The 16,400-nt window shown below is 73.4% G+C and carries 19 protein-coding genes; 9 read left to right on the top strand and 10 right to left on the bottom strand.

What is annotated here, in order from left to right:
- Positions 1 to 8: 8 nt before the first annotated feature.
- The gene (locus tag ACIPXB_RS02400; RefSeq protein WP_401443454.1) at positions 9 to 2,078 is read right to left on the bottom strand and encodes a phosphocholine-specific phospholipase C; all 2,070 of its coding nucleotides are present in this window, start codon (positions 2,076 to 2,078) and stop codon (positions 9 to 11) included.
- A gap of 473 nt (positions 2,079 to 2,551) precedes the next feature.
- Between ACIPXB_RS02400 and ACIPXB_RS02395 the strand changes: the two genes are divergently transcribed.
- Positions 2,552 to 3,067: a DM13 domain-containing protein gene (locus ACIPXB_RS02395; RefSeq protein ID WP_401443452.1), complete on the top strand. Its 516-nt coding sequence runs from the start codon at positions 2,552 to 2,554 to the stop codon at positions 3,065 to 3,067.
- A 3-nt stretch (positions 3,068 to 3,070) separates the two neighbouring features.
- Here ACIPXB_RS02395 and ACIPXB_RS02390 read toward each other — a convergent pair whose 3' ends face one another.
- The gene (locus ACIPXB_RS02390) at positions 3,071 to 4,648 is read right to left on the bottom strand and encodes a PLP-dependent aminotransferase family protein (RefSeq protein ID WP_401443450.1); all 1,578 of its coding nucleotides are present in this window, start codon (positions 4,646 to 4,648) and stop codon (positions 3,071 to 3,073) included.
- Between the two features lie 29 nt (positions 4,649 to 4,677).
- On the opposite strand from ACIPXB_RS02390, the gene ACIPXB_RS02385 reads away from it, so the two are divergent.
- Both ACIPXB_RS02385 and ACIPXB_RS02380 read left to right on the top strand, forming a co-directional pair.
- Positions 4,678 to 5,745: a DMT family transporter gene (locus ACIPXB_RS02385; protein WP_401443448.1), complete on the top strand. Its 1,068-nt coding sequence runs from the start codon at positions 4,678 to 4,680 to the stop codon at positions 5,743 to 5,745.
- 5 nt (positions 5,746 to 5,750) lie between these two features.
- Positions 5,751 to 6,623, top strand: coding sequence for a crotonase/enoyl-CoA hydratase family protein (locus tag ACIPXB_RS02380; protein ID WP_401443446.1), 873 nt, complete (start codon positions 5,751 to 5,753; stop codon positions 6,621 to 6,623).
- Between the two features lie 361 nt (positions 6,624 to 6,984).
- On the opposite strand, the gene ACIPXB_RS02375 is transcribed toward ACIPXB_RS02380, so the two are convergent.
- Both ACIPXB_RS02375 and ACIPXB_RS02370 read right to left on the bottom strand, forming a co-directional pair.
- Positions 6,985 to 7,656 (bottom strand): DUF6817 domain-containing protein, encoded by a 672-nt coding sequence (locus tag ACIPXB_RS02375; protein ID WP_401443444.1) that lies wholly within the window; start codon positions 7,654 to 7,656, stop codon positions 6,985 to 6,987.
- Complete coding sequence (locus tag ACIPXB_RS02370; RefSeq protein WP_401443442.1) at positions 7,653 to 8,471, bottom strand: glutamate ABC transporter substrate-binding protein; 819 nt, start codon at positions 8,469 to 8,471, stop codon at positions 7,653 to 7,655. Before ACIPXB_RS02370 ends, ACIPXB_RS02375 begins: the two co-directional genes overlap by 4 nt.
- A 208-nt stretch (positions 8,472 to 8,679) precedes the next feature.
- Here ACIPXB_RS02370 and ACIPXB_RS02365 point away from each other — a divergent pair, with 208 nt between their 5' ends.
- Positions 8,680 to 9,318, top strand: coding sequence for a class I SAM-dependent methyltransferase (locus ACIPXB_RS02365; RefSeq protein ID WP_401443439.1), 639 nt, complete (start codon positions 8,680 to 8,682; stop codon positions 9,316 to 9,318).
- A gap of 115 nt (positions 9,319 to 9,433) precedes the next feature.
- Entirely contained in the window at positions 9,434 to 9,982 is a 549-nt protein-coding gene (locus tag ACIPXB_RS02360) for a TerD family protein (RefSeq protein WP_401443436.1), read from the top strand.
- Positions 9,983 to 10,084: 102 nt separating this feature from the next.
- Here the strand turns inward: ACIPXB_RS02360 and ACIPXB_RS02355 are convergent, their stop codons facing one another.
- From ACIPXB_RS02355 to ACIPXB_RS02340, 4 genes are all read right to left on the bottom strand, one after another.
- Positions 10,085 to 10,705, bottom strand: a complete 621-nt coding sequence (locus ACIPXB_RS02355; RefSeq protein WP_401443433.1) for a TetR/AcrR family transcriptional regulator — start codon at positions 10,703 to 10,705, stop codon at positions 10,085 to 10,087.
- Positions 10,706 to 10,838: 133 nt separating this feature from the next.
- Entirely contained in the window at positions 10,839 to 11,204 is a 366-nt protein-coding gene (locus tag ACIPXB_RS02350; protein ID WP_401443430.1) for an NTP pyrophosphohydrolase, read from the bottom strand.
- Positions 11,205 to 11,250: 46 nt separating this feature from the next.
- The gene (locus ACIPXB_RS02345; RefSeq protein WP_401443427.1) at positions 11,251 to 11,601 is read right to left on the bottom strand and encodes a winged helix-turn-helix domain-containing protein; all 351 of its coding nucleotides are present in this window, start codon (positions 11,599 to 11,601) and stop codon (positions 11,251 to 11,253) included.
- Entirely contained in the window at positions 11,598 to 12,026 is a 429-nt protein-coding gene (locus ACIPXB_RS02340; protein WP_401443424.1) for a hypothetical protein, read from the bottom strand. The genes ACIPXB_RS02345 and ACIPXB_RS02340 overlap by 4 nt, the downstream gene beginning before the upstream one ends.
- A gap of 114 nt (positions 12,027 to 12,140) precedes the next feature.
- On the opposite strand from ACIPXB_RS02340, the gene ACIPXB_RS02335 reads away from it, so the two are divergent.
- On the top strand, positions 12,141 to 12,464 hold the full coding sequence (locus tag ACIPXB_RS02335) for a MazG-like family protein (protein WP_401443422.1): 324 nt from the start codon (positions 12,141 to 12,143) through the stop codon (positions 12,462 to 12,464).
- Between the two features lie 28 nt (positions 12,465 to 12,492).
- On the opposite strand, the gene ACIPXB_RS02330 is transcribed toward ACIPXB_RS02335, so the two are convergent.
- Entirely contained in the window at positions 12,493 to 13,740 is a 1,248-nt protein-coding gene (locus ACIPXB_RS02330; RefSeq protein ID WP_401443421.1) for an alpha/beta hydrolase family protein, read from the bottom strand.
- 103 nt (positions 13,741 to 13,843) lie between these two features.
- Between ACIPXB_RS02330 and ACIPXB_RS02325 the strand changes: the two genes are divergently transcribed.
- The 3 genes from ACIPXB_RS02325 to ACIPXB_RS02315 all read left to right on the top strand — a co-directional run bounded on the left by ACIPXB_RS02325 (position 13,844) and on the right by ACIPXB_RS02315 (position 15,950).
- Entirely contained in the window at positions 13,844 to 14,662 is an 819-nt protein-coding gene (locus ACIPXB_RS02325) for a VOC family protein (RefSeq protein ID WP_401443419.1), read from the top strand.
- An 80-nt stretch (positions 14,663 to 14,742) separates the two neighbouring features.
- Complete coding sequence (locus ACIPXB_RS02320; RefSeq protein WP_401443416.1) at positions 14,743 to 15,195, top strand: SPW repeat protein; 453 nt, start codon at positions 14,743 to 14,745, stop codon at positions 15,193 to 15,195.
- Positions 15,196 to 15,803: 608 nt separating this feature from the next.
- On the top strand, positions 15,804 to 15,950 hold the full coding sequence (locus ACIPXB_RS02315) for a hypothetical protein (RefSeq protein WP_401443414.1): 147 nt from the start codon (positions 15,804 to 15,806) through the stop codon (positions 15,948 to 15,950).
- Positions 15,951 to 15,974: 24 nt separating this feature from the next.
- Here ACIPXB_RS02315 and ACIPXB_RS02310 read toward each other — a convergent pair whose 3' ends face one another.
- A complete protein-coding gene (locus tag ACIPXB_RS02310) occupies positions 15,975 to 16,313 on the bottom strand; it encodes a thioredoxin family protein (RefSeq protein WP_401443411.1) in 339 nt (112 codons plus the stop codon).
- Positions 16,314 to 16,400 lie beyond the last annotated feature (87 nt).

The following is a 16,400-nucleotide window of genomic DNA, read 5'->3' as shown; positions in this document are numbered from 1 at the left end:
GGGACGGGTCAGGAACCGTCCTCCTGCAGGATGGCCGGGTCCGACTGGCCGGCGGCGCCGGTCTCGACCTTGCCCGCGAAGCGGCGCTGGAAGTCCGGGGTCTCCGAGGCGGTGACCGTGACGTCGTACCAGCGCTTGGTGTTGCGCAGCGAGACGGTGTACGTGACGGTGGCGCCCTTGGCCACGGTCAGGCGCTTGGGGCCGCCACCGTAGGAGTTGGTGACCGTGAGCGTCGCCGTCGAGGCACCGGCGTTGGTGAGGGTGAGGTCCAGGTTGCCGGTGGCGGCGTTGTGGCGGGCGGTGACCTCGGGGCCGGCGGTGGTGCCCGGGTTGCGGAAGCCGCGCAGGAAGCCGTTGGGACCGTGCACGGTCAGGTCGGTGACGCCGGCCGAGTAACGGGTGTTCCAGGTGTCCGAGATCGACTTGCCGGCCTCCGTGGTGTACGTCCACGGGGCGTCCGTGCGGTTGGCGGCGGTGACGTAGAACTGCGCGCCCAGGTCCGGGCCGCTGCCGAACGTCAGCCTGAACTTGCCCTGGTCCGTGAGGGCCGCGCCGTCCACGTACGGGGCGTACTTCAGGGCGCGGGTCAGGCGCATGCCGCGCTCCTGGCGCGGCATGCTGCCCACGGCCGGCGGGGTGGCCCGGAAGTCGGGGTGCCGCTCGCGGTCCTGCGGCTCGAAGCCGCCGGTGTCGGGCAGCCGGACGGTGCTGGTGTCCTTGCGGGCGAAGTCGAAGGCCGAGGTCAGGTCGCCGCAGACGGCACGGCGCCAGGGCGAGATGTTGGGCTCCTGCACGCCGAAACGCTTCTCCATGAACCGGATGACCGAGGTGTGGTCGAAGGTCTCGGAGCAGGAGTAGCCGCCGGTGCTCCACGGGGAGACGACCAGCATCGGCACGCGCGGGCCCAGACCGTACGGACCGGCGACGTAGCCGGCCTTGCCCGGGAAGACGTCCAGCGCGGTGGCCGTGGTCGACAGGCCCTGGTTGGCGTTGGCCGGGGCGTACGGCGGGACGACGTGGTCGAAGAAGCCGTCGTTCTCGTCGTAGGTGATGAACAGCGCGGTACGGGCCCACACGTCCGGGTTGGAGGTGAGGGCGTCCAGCACCTGCGCGATGTACCAGGCGCCGAAGTTCGAGGGCCAGTTGGAGTGCTCGCTGAACGCCTCGGGCGCGGCGATCCAGGAGACCTGGGGCAGGTTGCCCGCCTGCACGTCCGCGCGCAGCTGGTCGAAGTAGCCCTCGCCGGCCTTGGCGTTCGTACCGCGGCGGGCCTTCTCGTAGAGCACGCTGCCGGGCTGGGCGTTGCGGTAGTTGTTGAAGTACAGCAGCGAGTTGTCGCCGTAGTTGCCGCGGAAGGCGTCGTTGATCCAGCCCCAGTGGCCGGGCCCGTCCAGCCCGTCGCCGATGTCCTGGTAGACCTTCCAGGAGATGCCGGCCGCCTCCAGGCGCTCCGGGTAGGTGGTCCAGCCGTAGCCGAGCTCGGCGTTGTTGAGGACCGGGCCGCCGCCCTGGCCGTCGTTGCCGGTGTACCCCGACCACAGGTAGTAGCGGTTGGGGTCGGTGGAGCCTATGAAGGAGCAGTGGTACGCGTCGCAGATGGTGAAGGCGTCGGCGAGGGCGTAGTGGAACGGGATGTCCTCACGGGTCAGGTACGCCATGGTGGCCGGCGTCTTCGCGGGCACCCAGTTGTTGTACTTGCCCTTGTTGAACGCGCTCTGGCCGCCCGCCCAGTCGTGGTTGAGGCCCTGGAGGTACTCCATGCCCAGGTCGTCCGACGACGGCCGGAAGGGCAGGGTCTCCTTGCCCGCGTTGTCGGCCTGGTGCCAGACGGACTTGCCGCTGGGCAGGGTCACCGGACGCGGGTCGCCGAAGCCGCGGACACCGCGCATGGCGCCGAAGTAGTGGTCGAAGGACCGGTTCTCCTGCATGAGGACGACGATGTGCTCGACGTCCGCGATGGTGCCGGTGGTCCCCTGCGCGGGGATGGCGGCGGCGCGCGCGATGCTGTCGTTCAGCAGGGTCAGCGCGGCGGCGCCGCCGGTGAGCTGCAGGAAGCGGCGGCGATTGAGTTCTGCCATGGGGTATTCGACCTCTGCGGGTGAGGGTGGCATGGGGGGTGCCCCAAGAACAACGTGTTCCGGGTACCGATGGGGAATGCTGACGTGACCGGCCGCCGTACACCAGGCAAACGGCACCGTGTTTCGGCCGAGTTCGGGCTGGTCGACCTGTATCGGCGGTCAGGACCCCGGCGACCGGTGCGGGCGGGGGGCCGCGGAGCCCGAGGGCGGCGCGGCTCCGGAGGGAACCGCTGACGGCGGCCGCGCGGGCGCTCCCTCTTTCGTTGTCAGTGGGGGTGGTCAGGTTCTGGATCGTGATGACAGCAGCGACGGCCGACGAGGTGTCCGGGCACGCCCGGTACACCCTCCGGCTTCGTGTGTCGTCGACCACCCGCGCCCGCCCACTGCCGCCCCGCCGCCCGCCCCGGCACCCTGGCCGTGTCCAATGCCTGCTGAGCGCAGTGGTTGCGCAGGGCAAGGAAGTCGAACGGAACATGCGGCACAACGCTTCGTGGTGGCGACGGCCGCGCGTGATCGGGCCGGTGGCGGTCGTACCGGCGGCGTTGCTCGGCTTCGGGGCGTACTGGTTCGAGCCGTGGAAGCTGTTCACGAACCAGTCGGTCGACGAGGCGCTGCCGGGCGCCTCCGCCGGGCCGCGCACCCTCGCCCAGGGCTCCTTGATCAGCCACGAGCACGCCACGAAGGGCACGGTGAAGCTGCTTCAGCTCGCCGACGGCTCCCGCGTGCTGCGGCTGGAGGACCTGGACACCAGCAACGGCCCGGCCCTGCGGGTGTGGCTGTCCGACCAGCCGGTCGAGGAGGGCATCGACGGCTGGCGCGTCTTCGACGACGGCAAGTACGTCAACCTGGGCGAGCTCAAGGGCAACAAGGGCGACCAGAACCACCCGGTCCCGGCCGGCGTCGACCTCGCCGGCTTCAGCAGCGTCAGCATCTGGTGCGACCGTTTCGACGTCTCGTTCGGGGCGGCCGAACTCGCCGCCCGCGCCTGACGGTCACAGGGTGCGCAGGGCGGTGCCCAGCAGGGCGACGCCCTCCTCGATCTCGTGCGCCGGGCCGGCGGCGTAGCCGAGGACCAGGCCGGGCGGGCCGGGGCGCATCCGGTGCCAGGACAGCGGGTGCGCCTTGACGCCCAGGGCGAGGGCGGCCGCGGCGAGTCCGACGTCCGAGGCCACGGTGTCCACGGCGTGCGCGGCGTGCGCGGCGTCCTCGGCGTCCTCGGCGTCCTCGGCGTGCGCGGCGTCCTCGGCGTCCTCGGCGTGCGCGGCGTCCTCGGCGTCGAAGGTGATCGTGAGGTGCAGTCCGGCGGCCGCACCGTGCACCCGGGCGCCGGGCAGATGGGTCCGAAGGGCCCGCAGCATCACGTCCCGGCGCCGGCGGTGGCGCCGGCGTACATGGCGCAGGTGGCGCTCCAGTTCGCCCGAGGCCATCAGCCGGGCCAGCACCAGCTGGGTGAGGGTGCCGTTGCCCAGGTCCGCGTACTTCTTCGCGTCGGTCACGGCGTCCAGCAGCCGCGGCGGTACGAGGAGCCAGCCCACCCGCAGCGCGGGCGCGAGCAGTTTGGACACGCTGCCCGTGTAGCAGACGCCCTCGGGCAGCAGGGAGCGCAGCGCGGGCACCGGGGGCCGGTCGTAGCGGTGTTCGGCGTCGTAGTCGTCCTCGATGACCACGCCGCCCCCGGCCGCCCAGCGCAGCAGCTCGCGACGGCGCTCGCCGTCGAGGACCACACCGGTCGGGAACTGGTGGGCCGGGGTCATCAGCACCGCCGGCGCGCCGCTCGCCCGCAGCGCGGCGACGTCGAGCCCGGCCGGGTCCACCGGGACGGCCACCGGTTCCAGGCCTCCGTACGCCAGTTGCTGCCGGGCCCCGAGCGAACCGGGGTCCTCGACGGCGATCCGCCGGACGCCGTCGGCGCGCAGCACCTGCGCGAGCAGGGCGAGGGCCTGGGCCACGCCCGCGACGACGACCACCTCACCAGGGTCGGCGCGGATGCCGCGGTTGCGGGCGAGCCAGTCGACGACCGCCCGGCGCAGGGCGGGCGCGCCCTGCGGGTGGCCGTAGCCGAAGTCGGCCGGGGTGAGGTCGGCCAGGACCGCCCGCTCGGCGCGCAGCCAGGCGGCGCGCGGGAAGGCGGCGAGGTCCGGCACGCCGGGCGAGAGGTCGATCCGGCACGGCAGGGCGCGCAGCGCGTCGACGACGCCCTCGCGGTCGGCGGAGCCGAACGGCGTGGCGGCTCCGGCGGCCGGGGCAGCGGGCACGGCAGGGGGAACGGGGGCGGGCGCGGCGACCACGACGGTGCCGAGCCGGCCGCGGCCGGCGATCTGGCCGGCCTCGGCGAGCCGCGCGTACGCCTCGGTGACCACGCCCCGGGAGACCCGCAGCTCCTCGGCGAGGACCCGGCCGGCGGGCAGCCGGGTGCCGACGGGGAGGGAGCCGTCGGCGATGGCCGAGCGCAGCCGGTCGGCGAGCCATTCGGTACGGCCGCCCGGCGGGGCCTGGCCGATGTCGAGCTGGAGGAAGTCGGAACCGATCGGTTTGGACCCCTCGGCCGGGCTCTCTTTGGACCTGCTCATAGGTCCATTGTGGGGCCAGGGTGGAGGTCATGGACACTCCTTCTCCCCCCGGCCCCCCTTCTCCCCCGTCCGCCCCGTTCTCCCCGTCCTCCCCGTCCGCCCCGGAGGCACCTTCCTCCCCGGAGACACCTTCCTCCCCGGAGGCGCCCTCCTCCCCCGGTCTCGGCCGGCTGCTGCCGGGCATGGTGGGCATGGCACTCGTCGGCAGCAGCGTCACCGTTTCTCGCACGCTGGTGGACGCCCCGCTCTTCACCGCCCAGGCGGTCCGGTACGTGGCCGCGGCGTTCGTCCTGCTGGCGCTGGCCCGGGTGGCGGGAGCGCGGCTGGTGCTGCCGCGCGGCCGCGAGTGGCTGTGGCTGGCCGGGATCGCGGCGACCGGGCTCGTGCTGTTCAACGTGGCCGTCGTCCGCGGTGTGGGGCATGCCGAGCCGGCGGTGATCGCGGTCGCAGTGGCCTGCGTACCGGTGGTGCTCGGGGTGGTCGGTCCGCTGCTGGAGCGGACCCGCCCGAGCCGACGGGTGCTCATGGCCGCGCCCGTCGTGGTGGCGGGCGCGGTGCTGGTGGAGGGCACGGGCCGCACGGACGCGGCCGGGGTGGGCTGGGCGGCGCTGGCGCTGGCCTGCGAGGCCGGCTTCACCCTGCTGGCGGTGCCGGTGCTACGGAGGCACGGACCCTGGGGCGTCTCGGTGCACACGGTGTGGCTGGGCGCGCTCATGCTGATCGTGCTGGGCGGGGTGACGGAGGGTCCGTCGGCGGTGCGGCGGCTGGACGGCGCGGACTGGGCCGCCGTCGGCTACCTGGCGGTGCTCGTGACCGCGGCGGCGTTCGTGCTGTGGTACTCGACGGTGAAGGCGGTCGGGGCGGGGCGCGCCGGGCTGCTCACCGGGATCGCGCCGCTGGCCGCCGCGGCCGTCGGTACCGTCACGGGCGGCGGGGTGCCCGGGCTGCCGGTGTGGCTGGGGATCGCCGTCGTGGTCGCCGGTCTGGGCGCGGGCCTGCGGCCGGGGCGGGTGCGTACGCCGGGACGCGGACCGGTGCCGGGGCGGCGGCGGTCCGGAAACCGCCCGGCGGCGGAGCGCCCGCGGCAGCGACAATGACCGCCATGGTGGATGACACGGACACGAGCGCGGCCGGGCACGCCCGCACGGATCACGGGACCGACGGAACCGACCCGACCGACGGGGCCGTCGGCCCGGACGGGGGCGGCACGTGCGTGCGCGTCGAGCGGGACGGGCCCGTGACGACGGTGATCCTGGCCCGGCCCGGGGTCCGCAACGCGGTGGACGGGCCGACGGCGGCGCGCCTGGCCGACGCCTTCCGGGAGTTCGAGGCCGACCCCGGGGCGTCCGTCGCCGTCCTGTGGGGCGAGGGCGGCACGTTCTGCGCGGGCGCCGACCTCAAGGCGGTCGGAACCGGGCGCGGCAACCGGGTACGTACCGACGGCGACGGCCCCATGGGCCCCACGCGGCTGCGGCTGACCAAACCGGTGATCGCCGCGATCGCCGGCCACGCGGTCGCGGGCGGGCTGGAACTGGCCCTGTGGTGCGATCTGCGGGTGGCGGAGGAGGGCGCCGTGTTCGGGGTCTTCTGCCGGCGCTGGGGCGTCCCGCTGATCGACGGCGGTACGGTGCGCCTGCCCCGGCTGATCGGTGAGAGCCGGGCCATGGACCTGATCCTGACGGGCCGCCCGGTCCCGGCCGCCGAGGCGTACGCGATGGGCCTGGCGAACCGCCTGGTACCGGTCGGCGGGGCGCGCGCGGCCGCCGAGGAACTGGCCCGGGAGATCGCCGCGTTCCCCCAGCTGTGCCTGCGCCACGACCGGCTCTCCGTCCGCGAGCAGCACGGCCTGCCGGAACCGGAGGCGCTGGCGGCCGAGTTCCGCCACGGCCTGGTCCCCCTGACGGCGGGCGAGACGCAGGCCGGAGCCGAGCGTTTCTCCTCCGGAGCCGGCCGCCACGGCTCTTTCACCGACTGACCCGCCCGGTACGCACACCCCCGTACGGCCGCGCCGTACGCATCGGCGGCCGGGTCTGCCGATGCGGTGACCGCAGGGCAGCTGGCAGATCCACATTCGCCAGGTGGAGGCGGATATCTGCATCGCAAATCCGAGCGGAATCGACCCATCTCCCTCTTGGGTGATGACACGAAGGCAGGTGTGGATCACCGTCCGGATTCCGTGGGGGCCACCCATCGCCCCACGCGCCCGTCCCTTGATTCACTGGGGTCCACCGTCCCCCGGAACGGCGCGGCGGCTCCCGCCGGTACGGGGCCGACGGCGTGCCGGTAGCCCCTGTGCGCCGATCAGCGGTGTTCCGCGCGCAGGGGATCCGGTGCCCTCAGGCGTACGGGGCGAGCTGCCGCTCGCAGGCCGCTCGGGCTCCGGGGGACAGCAGCTCCCCGCCCCGCGCGAAGAAGCCGTACAGCGCGGCGCCGTGCCGCGCGGCGAGGTCCGCGTTGTGCGCGAGCACGTCGAGCTCGTTGGCCGCGGTGATCTCCATCAGCGCCCTCAGGTCCGCCTCGGCCGGCTCGTGCACGGCGCCCGTGAACCGGTCCCGGAAGGTGACCGGACCGGGGCCGCCGATCTGCGGGTAGAGCACGTCCCGTACGGAGCTGCCGTAGAGGTAGACGATGGCCTCCGCCCGCTCGCCGATCAGCCCGGCCAGCGTGCCGCGCTCGGCGGTCTCCATCAGGTGCGGGCCGAACCCGTCGGTGCCGTACGCCGCGTGGCACAGCCCCGCCAGGCGTACGTCGCGAGCGGCGCCCCAGCGCCCGAGCACCTCGGCCACCCGGCCGAGGTGGTCCAGCAGGGTGCCGCCGGGGTGGTCCATGGCCGCGGCACCCCGCGACCGCAGGAACCGCGCGACCGGGCCGTCGGGATCACCCGGACCGGCCGGGCCGCCCGAACCGGCCGGGCCGGCCGAGCCGCCCGGGACGCCCGGGACGCCCGGGACGCCCGAAGCACCCGGACCGCCCGGGGCGATCGGATCCGGGTCCCCGTCTGCGGTCACTTGCCCTCGGTGATCTGCGGGGCCGGGTCGCTCTTGTACTGGGCGGCGCCGAAGTTGGTGTGGACGAACTTCTGCCAGGAGCCGTCCTGGACCATCTTGCGCAGGGCATCGTTGATCTTGCCCTGGAGCTCCGTGTTGCCCTTCTTCAGGCCGATGCCGTACTGCTCGTTGCTCAGGTTCAGGCCCGCGAGCTTGAACTTGCCCTGGTTCGCCGACTGGGCGGCGTACCCGGCCAGGATGGCGTTGTCCGTGGTCAGGGCGTCGAGACTGCTGTTCTGGAGGGCGACGAGGCACTCGGAGTAGCCGCCGAGCTCCATCATCTCCGCCTTGGGGGCGAGCTTCGCCCTGACGTTCTCGGCGGACGTGGAGCCGGTCACCGAGCAGAGCCTCTTCTTGTTGAGGTCCTCGGCCTTGGTGATCTCGGTCTCGCTGGCGCGGACGAGCAGGTCCTGGTGGGCCGTGAAGTACGGGCCCGCGAAATCGACCTTCGCCTTGCGCTTCTCGTTGATCGAGTAGCTCGCGACGACGAACTCGACCTCGTTGAACTGGATCATGAGCTCACGGTCGGAGCTGTAGACCTGCTTGAACTCGATCTGGTCCGGCTTGTAGCCGAGCTCCTTGGCGACGTACGTCGCGACGTCGACGTCGAAACCGGAGAACTTGCCGCCCTCACGCAGGCCCAGGCCCGGCTGATCGAACTTGATGCCGATGGAGATCTTGCGGTTCCCGTCAGCCGCGTCACCACCACCGCAGCCTGACGCGGTCAGGCCCAGAACGATCACTGCGGCGACCGAACCGGCCTTGGAAACCTTCATGTGGAACTCTTTCCGAATGAACCCTGGTGAAGACGTACTGGGGAGGAAAGTAGAAAGGTCACGCGCGCACGTACATACATCTGAGCAAAATTTGAGGGTCACGATCCGGCACGGCGAAAGATCCTGGTGACGGGACGGAGCGCGGGCGAACGGACACGGAAGCGGAATCGGACGGACAGACGGACGGACGGACGGACGGAGAACACGCATGACGGATCAGGTGTCGGCGGCGGAACTCTTCGACGAGCTCGGCGCCGGTTATGAGGAGGCGTTCGCGGATCTGCCGGGCCAGCTCGCGGCCCTGGACTGGCTCACGGCCCGCCTCCCGGCCGGCGCCCGCGTCCTCGACATCGGCAGCGGCACCGGCCGCCCGGTCGCGGCCCGGCTGGTGGAGGCGGGCTGCGCGGTCACGGGCATCGACGTCTCCCCGACGATGGTCGAGCTGGCACGGGAACGGGTCCCCGGGGCCCGCTTCGAGCTGGCGGACGTACGGACGTACAGCGCGCCGCAGGGTGGCTTCGACGCGGTGTGCGCCTTCTTCCCGCTGCTGGTGATGAGCCGCGCCGAGGTGGAGTCGGCGCTGGAACGGATCGCGGGCTGGCTGGCGCCCGGCGGGTACTTCGTGATGGCGACCGTCCCCGGTGACATAAGGGATCTGGAGATCGTCTGGATGGGCCACAAGGTGACGGTGAGCAGCCTGTCCGCCGACGACTACCTGCGGCGGCTGGCGGACCTGGGCCTGGAGGTGCTGTACAGCGACAGGTCGACGTACCAGCCGGCGAGCGAGATCGCGGGCCCGGAGGACCACCTGTTCTGCTACGCCCGCCGCTCCGGGCCGTCGTCCTAGGCCCCGGTACCGGCGGTTCGCACATGGCCGGGAAACGCCTGTCCCCCGGCGGCCGGTTCCGTTCCTCGTGGCAGCATGAGCGGGCAACACTGCCGCGAGGAAGGGGAGTTCGGTGATGGGCATGAACAAGGGCCTGACCAGGGTCGAGGTGGGGCTGCGGTGGGATCCGAGCCCGGCCGGGACGCCCGCGCACGATCTCGACATCGTCGCGGCGGTCTACGGCGCGGACGATCCGTACGGTGATCCCGCCTACCTGGTGCACTTCGGGAACCGGTCCCCCGACGGGACCGTCACCCTCAGCCGGGACAGCCGCACCGGCCAGGGCTTCGGGTTCGACGAGGTGATGGTGATCGAACTCGACCGGATGGATCCGCGGCTGCGCCGGGTCGTGGTGGGGGTGGTGATCCAGGGCGACGACGGCGCCAAGACCTTCGGAGCCATCGGCGGTACGGCCGTGCGGATCCGGGAGGGACACACGGATCTGGCCACCGACGATCTCGCGGGCGTGGCCGGGGCCACGGCGGCGACGGTCGCCGAGTTCACCCGCGACGGGACGGACGCCTGGTCGCTGCGCGCGCAGGTGCGCGGCTTCGGCACCGGGCCGCGGGAGTTCACCGCCGTCATGGGTGCGGCGTGGTCGGACCGGGCGGCGGACGCTCCGTAGAGGAGCATCCGCCGCCCGGTCCGGGTGGTGCGCTGCCGCCGTCCCCACGTGGCAGCGCGGGCGGGGCGACGTCCGGTCATCCTGGACGGCGTCCCGCCGGCTCTAGGGGGCCGCGCCGACCGGGCCCGCCGGGGCCGGGGCGGTCAGGCCCAGGGCGGGCAGCACGGCGACGTCGACGAACCGGAGCAGGTAGTCGGCGTCGGCGTAGCGGCCCTCCAGGACGGGCCGGATCCGCAGGACGCCCATCAGCTGCGCCGGCAGGAACTCCACGGCCGGGTGGTCCGCGGCGATCTCGCCGCGGACCACGGCCCGCTCCACCATCGCGCCGAACGCGGCGAGTTCGGGCGCCACCAGCGCCTCGCGCAGCGCGCCCTGGAGTTCTTCGTCGCCGAGCACGGCATGGCCGAGGGCCTGGGTGAGCCGGGTGTCACGGCCCGAGGTCCCGGCCGCGATCCGGGCGGCCTCGCGCAGGTCGCCGGCCAGGGTGCCGGTGTCGACGGCGGCGAGGGTGCCGCGCCGGCCGGCCCGCAGGGCGGCGGCGACCAGCCGCGGCTTGGTCTGCCACTGCCGGTAGAGCGTGGATTTCCCGCAGCTGGCCCGGGCGGCGACGCCCTCCATGGTCAGCGCCTCGTACCCGTACTCCCGCAACTGGTCCAGGACGGCATCGAAGAGCTCCTGCTCCCGCTCCGGGGTGATCTTCGAGCGGCGCGATGCGGCGGTCATGGGTACGGCGGCTTCCGGTGGTGGTCACGACTTCTTCCGATACGCAAGCGTACCGGAACGCCCGCGTATCGGTACACGCCCGTATCGGTATGCCCGTATCGATGAGCGGGACGCCGCGGGCCGGCAGCGGCGGCTACCCGCCGCGGGGTCCGTCGGGTGCCGGGCGGACGGTACGGGGTCCGGCGCACTCGGCGCCGTACACCCGGACGCGCGTCCGCAGGGCGCGGTCGGAGGTGACGACGACGCAGCCGCGGCCCGCGTGCTCGGCGGCGAGCTCGACGATGCGGTCGTCGCCGCTGCCGGCCGCGGAGTCCACGCGGACCCCCGGGACGGACTCGACGCCACGGGCGGCGCCCTCGACGACGAGGATGATCTCCTCGCCGCCGGTGCGTCCGGCGAGCAGGTCGCGCAGGCGCTCGGCGGCACCCTTGCGGTCCCGCCACCAGCCGTCCGGCACGGAGCCGACGACGTTCGCGGCATCGACGATCAGTACGGTCACGCCGCCAGTATGCGCCGCCCGGGACGGCCCGGGCACCGCACGTCCGTCACCCGGAGGCCCAGTCGCCGGCGATGGCCCGCAGGGCCGCCAGGTGGTGCCGGTAGGCGGCGAGGCCCTCCGGTGCGAGCTGGAGCCAGGTACGGGGGCGGCGGCCGACGCGGCCCTTGTGGACCACCACGTAGCCCGCCTCCTCCAGGGCCGCGACCTGCTTGGACAGGACCGAGTCGGTCACCTCGACCAGGTCGCGGACGAAGCCGAACTCCGCCTTGCCCAGCGGCGCCAGGGCCGCCACCACCGACAACCGCACGGGGGCGTTGAGCAGCGGGTCGAGGGCGTGCCGGGGGTGACTCCCCCCGGCCGCGGCGCCGCGGGCCGCGCCGCCGGCCGCGTCCGTCACGACGACCGCCGCCGTTCGTTCCACAGACCCACGGCCACCGGCAGCGCGCACAGCAGCGTGCCCCCCACCGCGAAGGGCACCTGGTCCACGAAGACCGTGGTGCCCAGGATCACCGTGACGGCGAAGAACATGCCCCACACCCCCACGACCGCCACGTGCCGCACACCGAAGCCGCGGCGCACCGCCCGCTGCCGGGCGGCGTAGACGCTCAGGGCCGCCACCAGGAGGCCGTGCGCCACGGCGAAGACCAGGGCACCCGCACCGTGCCAGAGCAGCACCATCGGCACCAGGACCAACTGGCCCGCGCCGAACACCATCAGGTACCGCTCGTACCAGCCGCTGCCGCGCCGCGCGGCCTTCTCCAGCGCGGCCGCCCGGCCGAGCGCCCCGATGTCGTATCCCCCGTCATATCCACGTGCATCCACGGCAGTTCCCCCTCGGAATCCGCAGTCACCAGCCTGTCGTTGCCAGGATGGCTTCTACTTTCCGAATTGGCAAGTAGAAGCCACCCCGGAAACTCAACTGACATGCTGGAGCCCATGGATGACGTCTGGAAGACCATCGGCGCGCTCTCCGACCTCTTCGCGGACCGGGACACCGCCCGCGGTGTCCCGGCCGAGGAGCAGTGGACCCTGCAAGTCCTCAAGATCGGCGAGGAGTTCGGCGAGGCGGCGCAGGCCGTGATCGGAGTCCGCGGCACCAACCCCCGCAAGGGCACCTCCCACAGCTGGGAGGACGTGCACGACGAGGTCGCCGACACCGCGATCACGGCGCTCGTCGCCCTCTCCCGGATGCGGCCCGACGCACCTGCCTACTTCGCCGAGCAGCTGCGCCGGAAGTCCGCCCGCTTCCTGGAGGGATGACGCCCTCGCGAGGGCTCCCCGCCGGCCGTCACGGCCGGCGGAAGACGACCTCCGGGTGCGCGGCGCTCGGGCCGTTCAGCAGCGGCTGGGGTATGCCCCGCAGCTGCTGGTCGAAGAAGGCCCCCACATACGCCCGGGTGATCCGGAGCGAGCGGGTGCCCGACAGCGGGGAGCCCGGATCGCTGTACCCGATCTGATCCCCCAGCACGGGGGTGTCGGTGAAGGCGAAGTGGCCGGTCCCCTTCACCTCCAGCCACCGCTTGAAACCGTCGAGGCGCTGATAGGTCTCGTCCCAGGAGGTGTCGGGCGGTCCCGGGGGCCGCAGCGCCGGGTCCGCGCCGAGCATCAGGAACGGCCGGCCGTCCAGCCCGCCCTCGGGCAGCGGCGTGAAGAAGGTGCCGTCCATGTTGACGCCCGCGTCCACCCGCCGGTCGGCTGCCATGGTGGCGGCGGCGCTCGCGCCGCCTATGGAGTGGCCGGCCATCCCGATCCGCCGGGCGTCGATCAGCTGCGCGTACCGCCAGGTGGCCCGGGGGCCGGTGAGCCGGTCGAGGACGAAGGAGACGTCCTCGGCCCGCCCGTCGGAGACCTTGCGGAAGTCCTCGGGGGCATCGGCCTGCTCGCAGGCCGCACACGTGAGCAGCCGCCCGCCGGGATAGGTGGTGGCGATGGATTCGTAGGCGTGGTCGACGGCCGCCACGACGTGGCCCCGGGCCGCCAGGTCCTCGGCCAGCGCGGTCAGGGTGGTGCGCGGCATGCCGAAGCCCGGGGAGAGGACCACGAGGGGGAAGCGCCCGGGCAGCGGGCGGGCACCCTCCCGCGCGGCCGTCCGGGTCGCGGCGGCCTCCTCGGCCGTGACCAGCTCACTGACCGGCCAGGCCTGGATCAGGGCCGTGGCCTCGGGCAGCGTCATGTACGGAGCCGGTGTGCCGGACCGGGGCACGGCGGGGTAGTAGAGCGAGAGCAGCAGCTCCCGGTCGGCCTGCGGCACCCACGGGTCCTTGCGGGCGCTGTCGACCAGGTGCAGCGTGTCGCGGCCGACGGGCAGCGCTCCGGTGGGGCGCGGCAGTTCGAGCCGCACGCCCGCCTTCGTGGCCGGGGAGCCGGCCGGGCCGCCGGGAGCGGCCGCGCCGGCGGCCGGCGCCGCGCGGGCAGCGGGCGAGGCGAAGGCGGGCGGTCCGGCCGCGAGCGCGGTACCCGCCGCGGACAGGGACAGCGGCGCGGCGAGCGCGGCCGTGGCCACGGCCGTGGCTAACGTACGAGTGATCTTTCGCATACCCGCGACCGTAGCCGCCGAACGGGTGTCGCTGCCTCAACCCACAGAGTGATCGCACATCACTCCCGATAGCTACGCGCCGGTTTGTGGGAAGGTGCTCGCGATGGAGATTTCGACGCGTGACGTGTTCGGCGCGCCCTGCTGGGTGAGTCTGATGGCCCGCGATCTGGAAGGGGCCCAGCGCTTCTACGGAGCGGTGCTGGGCTGGGAGTTCCGCAAGGGCGGACTCGGCGAGGAGTTCAGCGTGGGCCTGCTCGACCGGATGCCGGTGGCGGGCATCGGGGCCCTGGCGACGTCGATGTCGATGCCGGTGGCCTGGAGCCCGTACTTCGCCGTCGACGACGCGGACCAGGCGGTGGCCCGGATCCGGGAGCGCGCCGGCACGGTCGCCGTCGGGCCCGTCTCGCTGGCGGGCCGCGGGCGCGCCGCGCTCGCGGCCGACCTGGAGGGGGCGACCTTCGGGATCTGGGAGGGCCCGGTGCGCTCCGAGTGGCGCGTCGGGGCGGGCCCGGCGCCGGCCTGGCTGGAGCTGCGGACGCGCAACGCCTTCGACGCCGCCATCTTCTACGGCGGGGTCCTGGAGTGGGCCACCGAGCGGGCGGGCGGCTGCCAGGTGTCGTACGAGGAGGACAAGGTGGTGCTGCGGCAGGGGGGCGAACCCGTCGCCCGGCTCAGCACCCAGACCGCCGAGGGCGGGGAAGGCGGCGACGGCGAGCCGCAGGTGCGGGCGCACTGGCACGTGCACTTCCGGGTGCCGGACCTGGACCGGGCGGTCGAGGCGGCCGTGGCGCACGGCGGGCGGACCACGTCCGCGGTCAAGACGACCGCGACCGAGCGGTCCGTGACGCTGCTCGACCCCGACGGCGGCCTGTTCGACGTCACGGAGAACCTCGGCGCGGAAGCCCGATCCATGTCCTCATGACCTGGTGGTTCGGGGAGCGGTTGAAGGGGAATATGCGGGATAAAAGGCACATAAAGGTCTTCCTCGAGAAGGCGGCCATCATGACCACTCATCCCAGCTCCAGCATCGAACACCACCCCGACCTCGCCGAGATGCGCTCCCGGTTCGAGCGGGCCACCAGCACACCCAGGGCACAGGCCACCGAAGCACTGGCCCTGCTCACGGGCGTGTACATCGCGGCGTCCCCGTGGATCATCGGGTTCAACAACCTGACCACGCTGACGGTCTGCAACCTCATCGTCGGCATCGCGTACTGCCTGATGATGGGCGGCCTCGGCTCCGCGTACGAGCGCACGCACGCGATGGCCTGGGCGGCCTGCGCGCTCGGCGCGTGGACGATCGTCGCTCCATGGGTCGTCTCGGGGAACGTGAGCACGACGCGCTCCATCTGGAGCAACGTCATCGCCGGCGCCATCGCCCTGCTGCTCGGCCTGGCCATGGCCGCCAGTGGCAGCCGCGGCGCCGACCGGATGGGCCGCGCACGCGCGATGTGACGGACCCGGCGGCGCGAGCACGCGCCGCCGGTACGACGGCACAGCGGCACAGCGGCACAGCGGCACAGCACCACGGCAAGGGCCCCCGCCCCGGGGGCCCTTCGCCGCGCCCGGGAACGGGAGCCGTCCGTCACCCGCCTGCCACCCCTGAAGGGCGCAGCGGCGCCATCGGTCATGGAGTGTGATCGGACGTGCGCTTTCTGTAGTGGCGCACGCCGAACGGAGCGTTTCATGAGTCCTGAACGACAACCTGTGCACGCACCCCTCGCCGAGGGGCGCGTCCTGGTCCCCGATCACCCCGCCGTCAACGCCCTTCTCTGGACGGCCGCGACCGCGCGCGGCCGCCGTGTCACGTCCGCTGGACGAGGTCCGGCACCTGGTCACCCTGCTCTCCACCGCACCGCACGACGTGGGTGAGGCCGACACCACGCTGCGCGCCGCCGCCGGCGGCCGAACCGCGTCCGGAGCGGTGACCACGCTCGTGCGGGACGACATACCGGACCTCCCGGTACCGGCCCGCGCGGCCACCCCTGCCCCCGCCCCGCCCCCCGAACCGGCCCCGGATCCGTCTCCGTACGGACACCCGCACCCGTACGCCTGCCTGGCCGTTGCCGGACACCCTGGGCGGCCCGTTCGCCTGGATCGCCGCGGCCCTGGTGACGGTGCTGTCGGCGGTCGCCCTGGCGGCCCGCCGCGCAGCCGGCCGGCGGGCGCACGCCCGTAGGCCATCGTCGTGGACGCACGCCCGTACGTGACCGTCCTGGGCGCACGCCCGCGCGTCACAGATGCGCCGCCAGGAACTCCCCGAGCTGGACGCCGTCCAGCGCGCCGGCGCGGGAGGCGATCACCTCGCCGTCCCCGACCAGCACCAGCCAGGGCGAGGAGGTGACGGCGAACCGCCGGGTGGCGGCCGGGCAGCGGGTCATGTCGGCGCGGACCACGGTCAGCCGGGTGCCGTACTCCCGGGCGGCCTCGCGCACCACGGTGTCCATCGCACGCGTGGCGGCGAGCGCCTTGGGCCAGGTGCCGCAGAAGTAGGCGAGCACCGGGGTGCCGGCCATCGCGAGGACGAAATCGAACTCGGCGTCCTCCAGCGGCTGGTGCACTCGGCTCGCCACCGGACCTCCTCGGATCACGACGCGAAAATGCCCCGGTCGCATTGACGGCCGGGGCATTTCTCTGCGTATATTGGTTATTTCACGCCC

This window comes from Streptomyces sp. NPDC090022 (genome assembly GCF_044748145.1).
GTDB lineage: Bacteria > Actinomycetota > Actinomycetes > Streptomycetales > Streptomycetaceae > Streptomyces.
Note: the sequence above shows the minus strand (reverse complement) of the source record. Positions and strands in the feature narration are given on the sequence as shown.